The following is a 15,694-nucleotide window of genomic DNA, read 5'->3' as shown; positions in this document are numbered from 1 at the left end:
TTGCGTTCGTCTCGTGGGCTCGGAGATGTGTATAAGAGACAGGATCAGTGCCTGAGCGCAGTTTGTAGCTGGCACCCAAGCCGCCACGACCAGTCCAGGGGCTTACCTTGATGCCTGTCGTCTGGAAACTGCTACCGGCAGCACCGGCAAACGAAGAATTGACAACATTGCGCTTGTTCAAGGCGTCGTAGCCCACGCCGGTATTGGCCGACAAGGTCCACTTGTCATTCAGTTGATAGGCAAGTTTGGCATCCACACCGAAAACCAGAGCTTCAGCAGTGTGCTTGTCCACATTCAGATCCAGCAGACCTGCGCCAGTCTCGGAATAGCCTTGATCCTGCACACGGGTGTAATCAACCCGCAGCGACGGGGTGAGAACAGTGCGTTCATTCAGGGCATATTTGCGGTTCAGGCTGGCACCCAGATGGGCAGTCCAGGTATCGTAACTGGCAGTGGCCACACTGCTGGTGAAGGCAAGATTACGGGCACTGGCGTTATGGTTCTGGCCCACATCCGCTTGCACATCCAGGACGTCCCGCGCATTGATATCGTATGAGCCATAACCGATCAGCTGGTAGGCCTTGATATTCATCCCGTTCACACCACCGCCGCTGATCTGGCTATTCACATTAGTACTGGAATAGGAAAACGCCGCACCGACACGGACATTATTCTTGAGAGTGCCATCCACACCAAATACAAGGCCGGCGGTATTGGCACGGTAACCAGCCACACCATCGCTGTCATCCTGTGTTCCACGTGTTCCAAATGGCTTGACCCAGAAATTCTTGTCGCCATAGAAAAGATCACCCGAGGACTCGCCACGGTTTACTCCCTGTCGGGCGTCAATCACATTATTGACCGAAGACATGACGGTCTGTGCCACCTGGGCTGTCGCGCCGGTCAATACCGGCAGCGTCTGGCTTGCAGCCTGCGACAGCTGGGTATCCGTGGTCAGCGGGGCAAACAGCGCCAGCAAGGAGGAATTGGCATCAATCACCCTGGCAGCAGGCAGTGCCGGGTTATTGCCCAGATTCCCGGTAGGCGTGGCTACACGGGTATTGCTGACATTGCCAATCACCAGGTTCCAGGTCAGACCACCATCGGACGAACTGAGGTTGTAGGTAACACCACTGATTTCCTGCGTGGTAATTGTCAGTGCAGATCCTGAGGTGATCACAGCATTGTAAGTACCGGTTGCATAGTTCTGACCATTTGCAATTTTCAGGCCATATGTGGCCAGTGTGCCGCCGGTATTAAAGGCAATCGTGCCGTAAGTGGAAGGGCCGCTGAAATACGTGTAATAGCTACCGGGCAGGTGACCGTCGTAGTGCATCCCGGTCTGGCCATTGATCAGGCTGCCTATTGTGCCTACGTCATTATGCAAACTACCGGTGATGGTACCGTAGTTTTCAAATACACCGATTGTTCCGTGGTTGTGAACAGCGAACCCGCCGGTACCATCCAGGGTACCGTTGTTGATCACACTGGGCGTGTTATTACCTCCAGGGATATAGCCATTCAGTGCGCCGTTATAACTTCCTGAAACCGTTACACCCTGATTGATCACTACACAGTTGTTAGTCAGGGTGTAAGAACCCTGACTGGTAGTAATGGTATCGGTGGTGCCGCACGTTACTGTTGCGAATGCCGGTGCGGCAAAGCAAAGCCCCAGGGCAATTGATATGCCATTTTTCTTGAAATTTTTCATCCACAACTCTCCCGATGCTGCAAGCGTACTTGCTATGTCTACCCACGAAACGTAAAACAGATATTTACAATTAATGTTGCTATTTTCAGCAAATTAACTTTCTTTTACTGTTTAAAATTTAAGCATGACAACTGGAAGTACGCAAGAAATTTGTCAGGATCAAAAGGTAATATTTTTCTTTCAACTCCTTCCCTGTTTCCTAACAAATAAGCCTTACGATCAGCATTGCTGATAAAAATGATTTTCAATTCTGGCAAATATAAATTCACATATCATGATTTGCTGAATTTTAAACATTGAATCGGCTTATTCCATACCGTCACGTTGAAATGAAAAAAGCCCCATAACGGGGCTTTCAATAACAAGCAATTGCAGCTTTATCAGGCACTACTTTCCAATACAAAACCGGCTGAAGATGACCCCCAGCAGGTCGTCCGGGGTGAACTGGCCGGTGATTTCCGACAGCGCATTCTGTGCCAATCGTAGCTCTTCGGCGAAGATCTCCACCATTTCCCAGTCTGTGTGCGCCAGTTCCATATGTTCGGCCGCGCGACGGATGGCGTCCAGATGGCGCTCGCGTGCCAGGAACACGCCTTCACTGGCCCCGCTATAGCCAATCAGCTCCAGCAGGCGGGCTTTCAGCAGATCCACCCCGGCATGGGTGCGGGCAGACAGGCGCAGCACACTGCGGCCATCTTCTTCGGCCATGCCGATGGTTTCGCCGCTCAGGTCTGCCTTGTTGTAAATGAACAGGCGCGGCAGTTGCGGCGGAATGCGTTCCAGAATGGCTTCCACTTCGGCAGTCACGCCTTCACGGCTGTCCACCAGCACCAGTGCCACGTCGGCGCGCTCCACCGCCTGCCAGGTGCGTTCGATGCCGATTTTCTCCACCACGTCGTCGGTATCGCGCAGGCCGGCGGTGTCGATGATATGCACCGGCACGCCGTCGATGACGATTTCTTCCCGCACCGTGTCGCGGGTGGTACCGGCGATATCGGTGACGATGGCGATATCATCTCCCGCCAGCGCATTCATCAGGCTGGATTTACCCACATTGGGCTGACCCACCAGCACCACGTGCATGCCTTCACGCAGTATGGCACCTTGCCGTGCGGTAGCCTGCACCTGTTGCAGGCGCTGGCGCAGGGTTTGCAGCTTGCCCAGTGCATCGGCCTGCTTGAGGAAGTCGATTTCTTCTTCCGGGAAGTCCAGCGTGGCCTCCACCAGCATGCGCAGGGTGATCAGTTCGTCCACCAGTACGTGGATTTCATTGGAGAACGCGCCTTTCAGCGATTTGAGCGCGCTGCGGGCGGCGGTTTCGCTGGAAGCATCAATCAGGTCGGCCACGCTCTCTGCCTGGGCCAGGTCCATCTTGTCGTTAAGGAAGGCGCGCTTGGAAAACTCGCCCGGCTCGGCCAGCCGTGCGCCCAGCTGCAGGCAGCGGGTCAGCAGCATGTTAAGCACCACCGGCCCGCCGTGGCCTTGCAGCTCCAGCACGTCTTCGCCGGTAAAGCTGTTGGGACCGGGGAAGTACAGCAGCAGGCCGTTGTCGATGGCCTGGCCGTCTGCCGCGTAGAAATCGGTATACGTCGCGTAGCGCGGCTTGGGCTGTTTGCCGCCGGTAAGCGCAGCGGCAAAGGGCAGCAAGTCACGCCCTGACACGCGGATGACCCCTACCCCGCCACGACCGGGTGCGGTGGCGATGGCACAAATGGTGACGGGAGCGTAGAGGCTAGGCATGGCGGTTTCCTTGCTGCTGACAGGCTGACCGAAGCAGCCGCCACATGGATGGCGACAGCGGCTTGGGTCAACTTGCGTTGATTTTTTTACTGTATCAGAAAGAAAGCCCGGCCTTTGTCTGGCCGGGCTTTGTCAGTCACTACCGTCCATATCAGGACTGCAGGGCGACTTTCTTGCTGTTTTCAATGCTCTTGTTGATATACCACTGCTGGGCAATCGACAGGATGTTGTTGACTGCGTAGTACAGCACCAGACCAGCCGGGAAGAAGAAGAACATGGCCGAGAAGGCAACCGGCATGATCTTCATCATCTTCGCCTGCATCGGATCAGTCGGCGGCGGGTTCAGGAAGGTTTGCAGGAACATGGTGGCAGCCATGATCACCGGCAATACGTAGAACGGGTCCGGACGGGCCAGGTCGGTGTACCACAGGATCCACGGAGCCTGACGCAACTCAACCGAGGCCAGCAGCGCCCAGTACAGGCCGATGAACACCGGAATCTGGATCAGCATGGGCAGACAGCCACCCAGCGGATTCACCTTTTCGCTCTTGTACATTTCCATCACGGCCTGCTGGAACTTCATGCGGTCGTCGCCGTATTGTTCCTTCATGCGTTCCAGACGCGGTGCCAGGGCCTTCATCTTGGCCATGGAGCGGTAGGAAGCGGCAGTCAGCGGATAGAAGATGGCTTTCACGGTGAGGGTGAGCAGCACAATCGCCCAGCCCCAGTTCTGCACCAGACCGTGCAGCTTGGTCAGCAGCCAGAACAGCGGGGACGCGAAGATGTGTACCCAGCCGTAGTCCTTGGAATATTCCAGGCCGTCGGCAATCTTGGTCAGCACGCTGTAGTCTTCCGGGCCGGCATACAGCGGCACGGTGATGGAAGCGGTCTGGCCCGGATTGATGGTTTTCAGGTCCACGGTGGCAGCGGCGGAATACAGGCCGTTGCTGTCTTTCAGCTCGAAGTGGCAGGACTTGTCGTCCTTGCACACGCTGGCCGAATCCAGCGGCTTCAGGATCCAGGCGGTCATGAAGTAATGCTGCAGCATGCCCACCCAGCCGTCGGTGGCCGACTTGGCGTAATCACCCTTGCCCTTGGCCAGGTCTTCGAAGGAAACCTTCTGGAACTTGTCGGCAGCGGTGTACACAGCCGGGCCGGTAAAGGTGTGGGCAAAGCGGCCTTCACCCTCCGGTGCCTGGCCATCACGCAGGATGCGGTAATAAGCGGTGGGCGCCAGCGGGGTAGTACCACCGTTGGTGATGTCAAAACGCACCGCGATATCGTAGCTACCCTTCTTGAAGGTATAGGTTTTCACCACTTGCACGCCATTGGCGGCCGGCGCGGTCAGCTTCACCTGCAGGCTGTCGCCGCTCAGGGTGTAGCTGGACTGTGCCGAGGTGTATACCGACTTGTGGGTAGGCAGGGCCGGGTTGCTGGCAGCCACCAGACCGGTCTGCGCCACGTACACGCGGCCATTCTTGTCGGTGAGCAGCTCGAACGGCTTTTTGGCGTCCGTGGCGGAATCGTGCTTCAGCAAATCCAGCTGACGCAGGTCACCACCCACGGTATCAATTTCGGCCTTGATCACGTCGGTCGTCACGCGAATGCGCTGACCGGCGGTGAGTTTGGCAGCCTCAACAGGCTGGGCGCTGGCGGTATGGCTGGCCGGTGCGTCCGGCTGCGAAGCCGTTTGTGTCTGTGCCACCTGCTGCGGAGCAGGCTTGGGCGCAAAGTACTCCTGCCACAGCAGCAGGATGCCCATGGACAGAACGATGAAGATTATGAGTCGCTTGGAATCCATCTCTACGATACCGGAAAGTTCAGGGAACCGGGTCATAACCACTGCCACCCCAGGGGTGACAGCGCCCGATGCGTTTCATCGCCAGAAAGCCGCCCTTGCAGGCGCCATGCTTTCTCACCGCCTCGATCGCGTAACTGGAACAGGTCGGCACATAGCGGCACCGTGGTGCCAGCCAGGGGCTGATGGCCAGTTGATAAAAGCGGATCAGGAGGATGAGGAGGCGCGACATCGTGCCAGTTTAGCAAAGAGTGTAGACAAGGCGATGACAGCTTCTGCTCTGTCAGCGCGTGAAAAAGCAAGTTTGGCACGGACAATGTAGTCCTGTGCCGGCAAGGAAGCCTGATTCAGGCGGAACCACTCGCGCACGGTACGCTTGATGTAATTGCGGCGTACGGCCCGCTTGTGGACCTTTTTGCCCACCACCAGGCCAACCCGGGCATGGCCCAGATCGTTGGGACGGGCATAAACCTGAAACAAAGCCGTGCTGCGCGCTTGCCGCAAACTAAAAACGGATGAAAATTCATCCGTTTTTAATAGCCGGTGCACACGGCGAAAGCGATAAGTCATTACTGAACTTATACGGCCAGGCGCTTGCGACCCTTGGCGCGACGGGCGGCGATAACTGCGCGGCCACCGCGGGTCTTCATGCGAACGAGGAAGCCGTGAGTGCGCTTGCGACGGGTAGTGGAAGGCTGGTAAGTACGCTTCATGATAAAGAATTCCTGTTTCGAAACGGAAATAAACGCGTGATTTCACAAGAAAAACCGCCGCTTGTCAATGGCAAATTTTTAGCACACCTGTGGATAACTTTGCCGAAAACCGTTAGAATGTCGAAACTTAACGCACCCCACCCCCTGCGTAATTATTAAACGCAGCCGCCCGCCCAAGGGCAGCCAGCACGACAGGGGGATGGTGCAAGCCACTTGCCTTGCATGAACACATGCCAGGGCTGCACCCGCGCCGGACATAGCCGTCCGGCCATCCCACAGGGTGGCAACCATGGCTCCTCCCGCCGCAACGCATATCGTCAACGGCGGGTTTTTGCTTTTACTTGCGTGTACTTAATGACCGAACTGGATCAATTCTGGCCTGCCTGCCTCGCACGCCTCGAGGCCGAACTGTCTTCACAGCAGTTCAATACCTGGATCAAGCCGCTGGCGGCCGAAGCCAACGAAGAAGGCATTGCGCTGTTTGCACCCAACCGTTTCATCATGCAATTCATCAAGGATCGCTTCCTTGGTCGCATTGAAGAACTGGCGGTAGAACTGGTGGGCGAAGCCCCGGTCGAGCTGCGCCTGGGCGCGCCCAGCAGCAAGCCGCTGGCGGTGCCCACTGCGGTCAGCAACAGTGCGCGCAAGCCCGCACCGGCCCCCGCCACCAGCAACGACACCCCCAGCCCGGCCAAACAGGCGGCAGTAAAAGCCATTGGCGGCAGCCACGAAAGCACCCGGCTCAATCCCTCCTTCACCTTTGACACACTGGTGACCGGCAAGGGCAACCAGCTGGCGCGTGCCGCGGCCATGCAGATTGCCGAGAATCCGGGCGACCAGGCTTACAACCCGCTGTTTGTCTACGGTGGCGTGGGCCTGGGTAAGACCCACTTGATTCAGGCCATTGGCAACCACGTGTTCCAGAAGAACCCGCAAGCCAAAATCCGCTACATCCACGCCGAACGCTATGTGGCCGACATCATGCGCGCCTACCAGCACAAGGCGTTTGACGAATTCAAGCGCTACTACCACTCGCTGGATTTGCTGCTGATTGACGACATCCAGTTTTTTGCCGGCAAGAACCGCACGCAGGAAGAATTCTTCTACGCCTTCAACGCGCTGATTGAAGGCGGCAAGCAAGTCATCATGACCTGCGACACCTACCCCAAGCAGATAGAAGGCATGGAAGAGCGGCTGATTTCGCGCTTCTCCTGGGGCCTGACGGTGGAAATCCAGCCGCCGGAGCTGGAAATGCGCGTGGCCATTCTGATGAAGAAGGCCGAAGCCGACAGCATCAAGCTGGACCACCCGGTGGCGTTTTTCATTGCCCAGAACGTGCGCTCCAACGTGCGCGAACTGGAAGGCGCGCTCAAGCGTGTGGTGGCCTATGCCCGCTTTACCAACCAGAGCATCTCGCTGGACCTGGTGAAAGAAGCGCTGAAAGACATTCTGGCTGCAGGCAACCGCCAGGTGACGGTAGATGCCATCCAGAAAACCGTGGCCGAGTACTACAAGATCAAGCTGTCCGACATGCACAGCAAAAAGCGCAGCCGTGACATTGCCCGGCCGCGTCAGGTGGCCATGGCGCTGGCCAAGGAGCTGACCCAGCTCTCGCTGCCCAATATCGGCGATGCCTTTGGCGGCCGCGACCACACCACCGTGCTGCATGCCTGCAAAACCATTGCCGAAATGCGTGGTAATGACGCCGATATGGCGCACGATTACGATACGTTGCTCTCCATGCTGCGTAACTGATTTATGTTGATTCAACCGATAACTGACTCTGGACACATTCGGGAGCCCGAAACATGCTGATCCTGCAAGCCGAACGCGATGCCCTTCTCAAGCCCCTGCTGGCCGTGACCGGTATTGTCGAACGCCGCCACACCCTGCCGATTCTTTCCAATGTACTGATTGAAAAGAAAGGCGGACAGGTAGGCTTCCTGGCGACTGATCTGGAAATCCAGATCACCACCGCCAGCGCCGACGAACTGCCGGGCGAAGACTTCCGCCTGACCACATCGGCCAAGAAGCTGCAGGACATCCTGCGTGCCATCCCGGACAAAACCACCGTCACGCTGGAACAACTGGACGGCCGCCTCACCCTGAAAGCCGGCAAAAGCCGCTTCAACCTGCAAACCCTGCCGGCGGAAGACTTCCCGCTGCTGTCGGTAGGCAATGCCAGCGAATCCAGCTTCAGCCTGAGCCAGCGCGAACTCAAACGCCTGATCTCCCAGGTGCAATTTGCCATGGCGGTGCAGGACATCCGTTACTACCTCAACGGCCTGCTGATGCAAACCGACGGCAACCAGGTAAAGCTGATTGCCACCGACGGCCACCGCCTGGCCTTTGCCAGCGCCGACGTGGAAGCCACCCTGCCCAAGGCCGAAGTCATCCTGCCGCGCAAAACCATCCTGGAGCTGTACAAGCTGCTGCAGGACAGCGACGAGCTGATCAACATCGAAGTACTGGCCAACCAGGTACGCTTCAGCTTTGGCTCCACCGTCATCATCAGCAAGGTGGTGGACGGCAAGTTCCCCGACTACAACCGCGTGATTCCGCTGGATAACGACAAGATCTTCCTGATCGAACGCCTGTCCTTCCTGCATGCGCTGCAACGTGCCGCCATTCTGGCCAACGAAAAATTCCGTGGCGTGCGACTGGTACTGGCACCGGGCAAGATGTCCATCCTGTGTACCAACAGCGAACAGGAAGAAGCAGAAGAAGAACTGGAAATCGCCTACCAGGGCGGCGAGCTGGAAATCGGCTTCAACATCAACTACCTGCTGGACGTGCTGACCAACCTGCCGGCCGATACCCTGCAAATGGCGTTTGGCGACTCCAACCGCAGCACGCTGGTCACCATTCCGGACTACAGCAACTTCAAGTACATCGTGATGCCGATGCGCATCTGATACAGCAGCAACACAGTCGGCAGTGACTGCGGCCACCGGCAGCAGTTTTCGAGATTTTGAGCATGAGCAGCAAAGGGAGGTACAGCGCGGATGGGATTATCCCCGCCGCGCCCTCCCCCAGCGCAGGAAAGAAGCGGATGAGCGAACAGGAATACGGCGCGGATAGCATTAAAGTCCTCAAGGGTCTGGATGCGGTACGCAAACGCCCCGGCATGTACATTGGCGATACCTCGGACGGCACCGGTCTGCACCACATGGTGTTTGAAGTGCTGGACAACGCCATTGACGAAGCCCTGGCCGGCCATGCCGACACCATCAAGGTCATCATCAACCCCGACAACTCCATCACCGTATCGGACAACGGCCGGGGCATCCCCACCGACATCCACCCGGAAGAAGGACGCTCGGCGGCCGAAGTGATCATGACCATCCTGCACGCCGGCGGCAAATTCGACAGCAACAGCTACAAGATTTCCGGCGGCCTGCACGGCGTGGGCGTCTCTGTAGTGAATGCACTGTCCGACTGGCTGAAGCTGAAAATCTGGCGTGACGGCAAGGTGCACGAAATGGAATTCCGCCGTGGCGACGCCGTGGCCCCGCTCACCGTCACCGGCCACAGCAACCACCGTGGCACCGAAGTCACCTTCCGCGCCAGCGAAGAAACCTTCGGCCTGGTGGAATACCACTTCGACATCCTGGCCAAGCGCATCCGCGAACTGTCCTTCCTCAACCAGGGCGTGGGCATCACCCTCATCGACAAACGCACCGGCAAGGAAGAAAACTTCGCCTTCTCCGGTGGCGTGGCCGGTTTCGTGGAATACATGAACCGCAACAAGAGCGTGCTGCACCCCAAGGTGTTCCACGGCATTGGCGAAAAAGACGGCATGAGCGTGGAAGTGGCCATGCAATGGAACGACTCCTATCAGGAAAGCGTCCAGTGCTTCACCAACAACATCCCGCAACGTGACGGCGGCACCCATATGACCGCCCTGCGTCAGGTGATGACCCGCACGCTCAACCAGTACATCGAAGAACACGAAGTGGCCAAAAAGGCCAAGGTGGACACCACCGGCGACGACATGCGCGAAGGCCTCACCTGCGTGCTGTCTGTCAAGCTGCCCGACCCCAAGTTCTCCAGCCAGACCAAGGACAAACTGGTTTCCAGCGAAATCGGCCCGGTGGTCAACGAAGTCATCAGCGAAGCGCTGAAAAGCTATTTGCTGGAAAACCCCAACGACGCCAAAACCATCTGCGGCAAAATTGTCGACGCCGCCCGCGCCCGTGAAGCCGCGCGCAAAGCCCGCGAAATCACCCGCCGCAAAGGCGTGATGGACGGCCTGGGCCTGCCCGGCAAACTGGCCGACTGCCAGGAAAAAGACCCCAAGCTGTGCGAACTGTACCTGGTCGAGGGTGACTCCGCCGGCGGCTCCGCCAAGCAAGGCCGCGACCGCAAATTCCAGGCCATCCTGCCCTTGAAGGGCAAAATCCTCAACGTGGAACGCGCCCGCTTCGACAAGATGCTGCAAAGCCAGGAAGTGGCCACCCTGATTACCGCCATGGGCTGCGGCATTGGCAAGGACGAATACAACCCGGACAAACTGCGCTACCACCGCATCATCATCATGACCGATGCCGACGTGGACGGCGCGCACATCCGTACCCTGCTGCTCACCTTCTTCTACCGCCAGATGCACGAACTGGTAGAACGCGGCCACATCTACATTGCCCAGCCGCCGCTGTACAAGGCCAAGCACGGCAAGCAAGAGCGCTACCTGAAGGACGACTACGAGCTGAACCAGTACCTGCTGCAACTGGCACTGGAAAAAGCCGAACTCATCCCCGGCACCGACGCCCCGGCCCTGGCCGGTGACACCCTGGCCGAAGTAGCCCGCCAGTTCCTGGTAGCCCGCGCCGTCATCGAACGCGAAAGCCGCGTCATCGACCCGCTGGTGCTGGAAGCCATGCTCAAGTCCGGCCGTCTGTCACTGGAAAGCGAACACGCCTCCAACGACACCATCGCCCGCCTGCGCGCACTGGTACCAGCGGAAGCCATTACGCTGGACCTGCTGCACGACGAAAAGAACGACGGCCACCTGATCAAGATCACCCGCAAACTGCACGGCAACGTGCTGGTAACGGTGCTGGACCAGGACTTCCTGGAAAGCGGCGACTACGCCGAACTGGCCAAAACCGGCGACCTGCTCAGCGGCCTGCTGCGTGACGGCGCCACCGTACGCCGTGGCGAAACCGTGAAGCCGATCAGCGAATTCGGCCAGGCACTGGACTGGCTGCTGGCAGAAGTGAAAAAGGGCATGAACATCCAGCGCTACAAAGGCCTGGGCGAGATGAACCCGGAACAGCTGTGGGAAACCACCATGGACCCCAACGTGCGCCGCCTGCTAAAGGTACGCATTGAAGACGTGATGGGCGCGGACGACGTGTTCACCACCCTGATGGGCGACGAAGTGGAACCCCGCCGCGCCTTTATCGAAGGCAATGCCCTGATTGCGCGGAATATTGATGTGTAAGGGGTAGGCTCCCGCAGCGCGTGCAAATCTGCATCGCGCAAAGGTAAAAAAGCGACCGGATCTTCTGGTCGCTTTTTTCTTGCCGCTGCTCACCACGGCCATATTGCTTGGTAGACAGTGGGCATTGTCGTGAGTAGGATTAAATCCTATTGATTGCAAAAGAGATTGCCATGCGGACCACCCAGCAAATGAGCATCACCCTGCCCAATGACATGGCAGAAGAGGTGAAGGCAAAAGTACACTCTGGAGAATACGCCAGCGAAAGCGAAGTCATCCGTGATGGACTACGCGCACTGATGGCACGGGACCGTGCCGTGGAAAGCTGGCTGCTCGATCAGGTAGGCCCAGCCTATGACGCCCTGAAAGCCGACCCGTCCCGTGCTGTCACCGCAGACCAGGTGCGCGCCCGCCTGGCAGCGGAACACGCCAAAAAGCAATGAGCCATCAAGTAGTGTTCAGCCCGGAAGCCATGGAGCAGCTTGCCGAGCTTTACCGCTATATCGCAGAGGCAGCATCGCCACATACCGCAGCGCAATACACCGAAGCAATCGTAAGCTACTGCGAAAACCTGCACACTTTTCCACTACGCGGGACCAACCGCGACGAGGTGCGGCCAGGACTACGCATTACCCATTACAAGAAACGAACCGTCATTGCCTTCACCGTGGACGCCGACACGGTATCCATCATTGGCATCTTCTACGGCGGGCAAGACTACGCCGCCAGCTTGCAGGACATCGACACCAATACGTAAGCCTGGGAACGAGGCACACGGGCTAATCGGCGTTGTAGAAGACGGCAGGGCATGTATTTGAACTATCAAGGATTCCTTGACAGTTGCCATCCAGCACAGCGCTCCACCCTCAGAAACATTCTTGAAGTGAATGTCCAACATTCTGCACCCTGGCATATACCCATCCTCGTTTCACGCAGCCCCCGAATAACAGGGCAAGAGTAAATTGCTTAGATATCAGCCAAGTCTCGGCTGTTTATGGGGTAATACCAACTAATGCTGAAAACCGAGTAGAGAATCCCGCAACTTACGACTAGAGAATGACATTTTGATTTTACACTAGAGACTGCATTAGGATAAATAATCCGCACTCAATAAGCTCACCAGGTCGAACCCTTTCACCACGGACGCGATCATTCAAAAATATATTTGAATTTTATGATTGCCGTGGCACTCTACAGTTAGAAGAGAATGGCTCCAGCAATGGAAATTGGTGCTCACAACAATATGCCAGCTTGTCGTAGATATTCTGATCCCCTGCTGTATGATTTGCCATGCATAAGTAAATATTTCCAGTTTCTTGCTTAGAAAAAATTAACCACTCCCCGGTGAGACGTTTTTCATTACCTCTTGTTTCAATGCTTCCACTTACCACACTACGTACTAAATTATCGATATGTTTCTTTTCAACAACAGAACCTTCCGGCCCCATTGCATTATCCCACATGGCATCAAAATTTCTTTTAACTTCATTTTCAATATTTGGCACAATGTAGTGCTCGGAAAAATAATGCTGATGCCAAAGTGGATGTAATGGTGGATGCTTGAACTGAGTAGCTTCCTTTGTATAGCCATTACTGCCCATTTTCTCTAATCGTTTAATTTCATCGACAATGTGTCTTGGATCAATTCCGCACACGTAAAGACTCATCATCATTTCAACAATTAAAATCTCTGAATATCGATTCGGTATAATTTCGTCTAGTTTATAGCAATTAACAAACTCCGTTCTCTCACGGCCACCGACCCTGATGGTTTCGCCATTTACAACAACATCTACATTCAATGATCGAAATTTGCTCATATTACATCACCCCTAGGTGATAATTTTAGGTTATCTTTAACATGGAAATAATCTCAACATACAGAAACCACTTGATAAATAATTTCTTACAAATTTATTCTAACCTTGGAATAAAAAATGGCATCTATATAAATACTTATGCACATTCCAAATAGCTTACATTAGATATGTGATCGCTCAATTTTCACCAAATTACTGTGACGCACAGTAGATCAATTGAATCTAACCGATAAGTTTTTGCTACACAAAGATTAAAAATCGGCATAAAAAGACCAGCCTGCGACACACTTCCGTCCGCTTTTAGCCGATAGCCGCCATATTCTTGATTAACACACCCTCATCCCCAGCGTCTGTTTACACCTCGGATAGTTGTGACATCCCCAAAAATCCGGCCTACCACCTTTGCCTGCCACATGACGCATACGTATGCCGCAATGCGGGCAAGTGGGGGTGGTGTAATCACCTCGGGTGGCAAATTCCAGTAGCTGCTGTTTTGCATCAGCAGGCAGGCGCTCAATCATGGTCAGCATCATGGCGCCGTCGATCAGGGATATGTGGTTACTGCTGGCCACCAGCTTGGCATCGTCGGAAAACTTGCCACTGGTCATGAAGAAGGCTTTGGGAATTTTTTCGTGCGTCATCACGCCCAGTAATTCGTGCACTGGCTTCACGCCTACGTAGCGTTCACCCCAGGCTTTGCATTGCACGATGGACGTAGCCTTGCCGGAATCATCCTGATACAGGCGGATATCAATCCCGCCGTCCGGCCCCAGTGGGGTAGTTTCACTTTTGATGCCGTGCAGTTGGTAAAACTGCTGGCACACATCTTCAAAGCGTTTCCATTCCAGACTATGAATCAGCGCCAGCGACCAGGCTTGTGGTTTGGCTGGTGGTGTCGGCTTGGTGGTGGGAACAGGAGGGATATTGGGCGTGACTTCACGCGGAGGGGGCGATGCGCTTGGTCGAGCAGTAGCCGGGGAGGATGCCGGGCTAGTACGTTCGCTGCTGGCTGGGCGTTGGGCAAACTGGCGCAGGCCTGCCAACACCGCGAGCAGGAAAAAGAAGCCTGCTGGTAGCCAAGCCATTGCGGCAAAGGCTTGTGATAAAGGGTTCAGGAACATATTGCCCGCCCACATGGCGGGCAGAATGCGCTTGAACAGAATCAAACTGGCAACAGCAAAGCCCACACTGACATACCACGGCGAGGCAATCAGCCCCTGAGCGAAACTCTGCTTTGGCTTGCGACGGGCCACACCCACTCTCCCTTAGCATCAATAAATTGACCCCAACAGGAAAACACGCGATTGGCATAAATACAAGCCTGAAAAGCAGCTAATACGCAATGGCGTGGGTGTGTGATGGCGGAACGCCCCCATAAAGCGAGGGGCTTCCGCCCTACAGATCTGACCTTATAAGCCGGGAGCCGGCCCTATCATCGCATCAATACCTTCTGACTCCACTTCTTCCAGAAACAGATCAAAGGCTTCCTGATCGGTAGCGAACTCGCCATCGTAAACCGTGGAGTTGTCGTACTGATCGACGATTTCCAGTGTCCAGCCGCTATCCGGCAGGCGGTAGATGAACACCTCCACCGTTTTGCCGTCGGCGGTGTATTTCTGTTGCAGCGGGGAGTAGATCAGGTCTTTTTCGTCGTACATGGCTGGTTTCTCGTGGTGGGGTGTCGTGATTGTCAGTGCCTCTAGCCGACGGCCAGGATGGCATCGAGCTTGTAGAGCTTGGTCAGGTAGTTCTTGCCATCGGCAGCAGTTACCGAGGATTACTCGGTAACTGAAGACGGCTCCAGCTCAGCGTCTGCAAAGATGTTCTTGAGATGCAGCCCCACATTATCCGTGATCACATCAATCAGCCGGGGCATTTCACGCTGCGTCAGCCAGACTGTCTGGTGTTTCGCCCGCAATTTGATTTGGCCAAGGCGCTGATTATCAAAGCCGACGAGCGCTGAACGACCACAGCCCACCACGTCTGCACATGGTGGGCTTGTTCATGCTTTTACAGTCCTTGGTGGGAGCCGCTTTGGCACCGGTTTCCTGTTGTTGGTAACGCCTAGGCCATCTTGGGTGGCGGGCATGGGTTTGTCAGCCGCTTTTACGTCACATTCTTTTTCTGCCTTGCCGGACTGCGCGGGGCATTAATCCGCGAATCCATCGCCTTGCTCATCCACGCCGTGTCGTCTGGTCGGGTGTTGGTGTTTGGCTGGCTGCCTTGCTTCTGGCCCCCTTCCCGGCTGATAATCGCCCGGTGTCGTTTAATAGCGGCACCGGGATTGGCGTCCCGACCCCACTTTGGCGGACTGCTACGTGCACACGTACCAGTCCTCGCACCATTGCTTTGCCTTTTTCCATGGCAGGCCTTGGTGGGAGCTCTCACGAGCGCCGGGTTCAAGGTGACCGGTAACGCCAATCCTGCCATGTGCCTGCCACCCCCGATTGGCGTCGGAGGTGGCGATGATGG

15 protein-coding genes are annotated in these 15,694 nt (G+C 56.0%); 5 read left to right on the top strand and 10 right to left on the bottom strand.

What is annotated here, in order from left to right:
- From JHD62_RS16090 to rpmH, 6 genes are all read right to left on the bottom strand, one after another.
- Positions 1 to 1,711 (bottom strand): autotransporter outer membrane beta-barrel domain-containing protein (locus tag JHD62_RS16090; protein WP_199103762.1); only part of this gene is annotated, 1,711 nt, incomplete at its 3' end.
- A 387-nt stretch (positions 1,712 to 2,098) separates the two neighbouring features.
- Entirely contained in the window at positions 2,099 to 3,451 is a 1,353-nt protein-coding gene (gene mnmE, locus JHD62_RS16085) for a tRNA uridine-5-carboxymethylaminomethyl(34) synthesis GTPase MnmE (RefSeq protein ID WP_045848136.1), read from the bottom strand.
- A 151-nt stretch (positions 3,452 to 3,602) separates the two neighbouring features.
- Positions 3,603 to 5,252: a membrane protein insertase YidC gene (gene yidC / locus JHD62_RS16080; protein WP_199103761.1), complete on the bottom strand. Its 1,650-nt coding sequence runs from the start codon at positions 5,250 to 5,252 to the stop codon at positions 3,603 to 3,605.
- Positions 5,253 to 5,271: 19 nt separating this feature from the next.
- Positions 5,272 to 5,481, bottom strand: a complete 210-nt coding sequence (yidD, locus tag JHD62_RS16075) for a membrane protein insertion efficiency factor YidD (RefSeq protein ID WP_045848138.1) — start codon at positions 5,479 to 5,481, stop codon at positions 5,272 to 5,274.
- The gene (gene rnpA / locus JHD62_RS16070; RefSeq protein WP_045848139.1) at positions 5,457 to 5,819 is read right to left on the bottom strand and encodes a ribonuclease P protein component; all 363 of its coding nucleotides are present in this window, start codon (positions 5,817 to 5,819) and stop codon (positions 5,457 to 5,459) included. Before rnpA ends, yidD begins: the two co-directional genes overlap by 25 nt.
- An 8-nt stretch (positions 5,820 to 5,827) precedes the next feature.
- Entirely contained in the window at positions 5,828 to 5,962 is a 135-nt protein-coding gene (gene rpmH / locus JHD62_RS16065; RefSeq protein WP_011137953.1) for a 50S ribosomal protein L34, read from the bottom strand.
- A 354-nt stretch (positions 5,963 to 6,316) separates the two neighbouring features.
- On the opposite strand from rpmH, the gene dnaA reads away from it, so the two are divergent.
- The 5 genes from dnaA to JHD62_RS16040 all read left to right on the top strand — a co-directional run bounded on the left by dnaA (position 6,317) and on the right by JHD62_RS16040 (position 12,159).
- Entirely contained in the window at positions 6,317 to 7,717 is a 1,401-nt protein-coding gene (gene dnaA / locus JHD62_RS16060) for a chromosomal replication initiator protein DnaA (RefSeq protein WP_045848140.1), read from the top strand.
- A gap of 53 nt (positions 7,718 to 7,770) precedes the next feature.
- The gene (gene dnaN, locus JHD62_RS16055; RefSeq protein ID WP_199103760.1) at positions 7,771 to 8,877 is read left to right on the top strand and encodes a DNA polymerase III subunit beta; all 1,107 of its coding nucleotides are present in this window, start codon (positions 7,771 to 7,773) and stop codon (positions 8,875 to 8,877) included.
- Between the two features lie 137 nt (positions 8,878 to 9,014).
- A complete protein-coding gene (gene gyrB, locus JHD62_RS16050; RefSeq protein WP_199103759.1) occupies positions 9,015 to 11,405 on the top strand; it encodes a DNA topoisomerase (ATP-hydrolyzing) subunit B in 2,391 nt (796 codons plus the stop codon).
- Between the two features lie 170 nt (positions 11,406 to 11,575).
- Positions 11,576 to 11,845 carry a type II toxin-antitoxin system ParD family antitoxin gene (locus JHD62_RS16045; protein ID WP_199103758.1) on the top strand — a complete coding sequence of 90 codons (270 nt, stop codon included), beginning with the start codon at positions 11,576 to 11,578 and terminating at the stop codon, positions 11,843 to 11,845.
- On the top strand, positions 11,842 to 12,159 hold the full coding sequence (locus JHD62_RS16040) for a type II toxin-antitoxin system RelE/ParE family toxin (RefSeq protein ID WP_089083052.1): 318 nt from the start codon (positions 11,842 to 11,844) through the stop codon (positions 12,157 to 12,159). The genes JHD62_RS16045 and JHD62_RS16040 overlap by 4 nt, the downstream gene beginning before the upstream one ends.
- A 415-nt stretch (positions 12,160 to 12,574) precedes the next feature.
- Here JHD62_RS16040 and JHD62_RS16035 read toward each other — a convergent pair whose 3' ends face one another.
- From JHD62_RS16035 to JHD62_RS16020, 4 genes are all read right to left on the bottom strand, one after another.
- On the bottom strand, positions 12,575 to 13,222 hold the full coding sequence (locus JHD62_RS16035; RefSeq protein ID WP_199103757.1) for a hypothetical protein: 648 nt from the start codon (positions 13,220 to 13,222) through the stop codon (positions 12,575 to 12,577).
- A gap of 326 nt (positions 13,223 to 13,548) precedes the next feature.
- Positions 13,549 to 14,358, bottom strand: coding sequence for a restriction endonuclease (locus JHD62_RS16030; protein WP_199103763.1), 810 nt, complete (start codon positions 14,356 to 14,358; stop codon positions 13,549 to 13,551).
- Between the two features lie 273 nt (positions 14,359 to 14,631).
- Positions 14,632 to 14,880, bottom strand: coding sequence for a hypothetical protein (locus JHD62_RS16025; protein WP_199103756.1), 249 nt, complete (start codon positions 14,878 to 14,880; stop codon positions 14,632 to 14,634).
- A gap of 119 nt (positions 14,881 to 14,999) precedes the next feature.
- Positions 15,000 to 15,200, bottom strand: a complete 201-nt coding sequence (locus tag JHD62_RS16020; protein WP_199103755.1) for a hypothetical protein — start codon at positions 15,198 to 15,200, stop codon at positions 15,000 to 15,002.
- Between the last annotated feature and the right edge of the window lie 494 nt (positions 15,201 to 15,694).

This window comes from Aquitalea sp. ASV11, from assembly GCF_016429185.1.
Lineage (GTDB): Bacteria > Pseudomonadota > Gammaproteobacteria > Burkholderiales > Chromobacteriaceae > Aquitalea > Aquitalea pelogenes.
This window is presented reverse-complemented; position numbering and strand designations above follow the sequence as displayed.

Bases quoted from the DNA above. Each gene is read 5' to 3' on its own strand.
- mnmE (WP_045848136.1), bottom strand. From the start codon at position 3,451: ATGCCTAGCCTCTACGCTCCCGTCACCATTTGTGCCATCGCCACCGCA.
- yidC (WP_199103761.1), bottom strand. From the start codon at position 5,252: ATGGATTCCAAGCGACTCATAATCTTCATCGTTCTGTCCATGGGCATC.
- yidD (WP_045848138.1), bottom strand. From the start codon at position 5,481: ATGTCGCGCCTCCTCATCCTCCTGATCCGCTTTTATCAACTGGCCATC.
- rnpA (WP_045848139.1), bottom strand. From the start codon at position 5,819: ATGACTTATCGCTTTCGCCGTGTGCACCGGCTATTAAAAACGGATGAA.
- rpmH (WP_011137953.1), bottom strand. From the start codon at position 5,962: ATGAAGCGTACTTACCAGCCTTCCACTACCCGTCGCAAGCGCACTCAC.
- dnaA (WP_045848140.1), top strand. From the start codon at position 6,317: ATGACCGAACTGGATCAATTCTGGCCTGCCTGCCTCGCACGCCTCGAG.
- dnaN (WP_199103760.1), top strand. From the start codon at position 7,771: ATGCTGATCCTGCAAGCCGAACGCGATGCCCTTCTCAAGCCCCTGCTG.
- gyrB (WP_199103759.1), top strand. From the start codon at position 9,015: ATGAGCGAACAGGAATACGGCGCGGATAGCATTAAAGTCCTCAAGGGT.
- JHD62_RS16045 (WP_199103758.1), top strand. From the start codon at position 11,576: ATGCGGACCACCCAGCAAATGAGCATCACCCTGCCCAATGACATGGCA.
- JHD62_RS16040 (WP_089083052.1), top strand. From the start codon at position 11,842: ATGAGCCATCAAGTAGTGTTCAGCCCGGAAGCCATGGAGCAGCTTGCC.
- JHD62_RS16035 (WP_199103757.1), bottom strand. From the start codon at position 13,222: ATGAGCAAATTTCGATCATTGAATGTAGATGTTGTTGTAAATGGCGAA.
- JHD62_RS16030 (WP_199103763.1), bottom strand. From the start codon at position 14,358: ATGTGGGCGGGCAATATGTTCCTGAACCCTTTATCACAAGCCTTTGCC.
- JHD62_RS16025 (WP_199103756.1), bottom strand. From the start codon at position 14,880: ATGTACGACGAAAAAGACCTGATCTACTCCCCGCTGCAACAGAAATAC.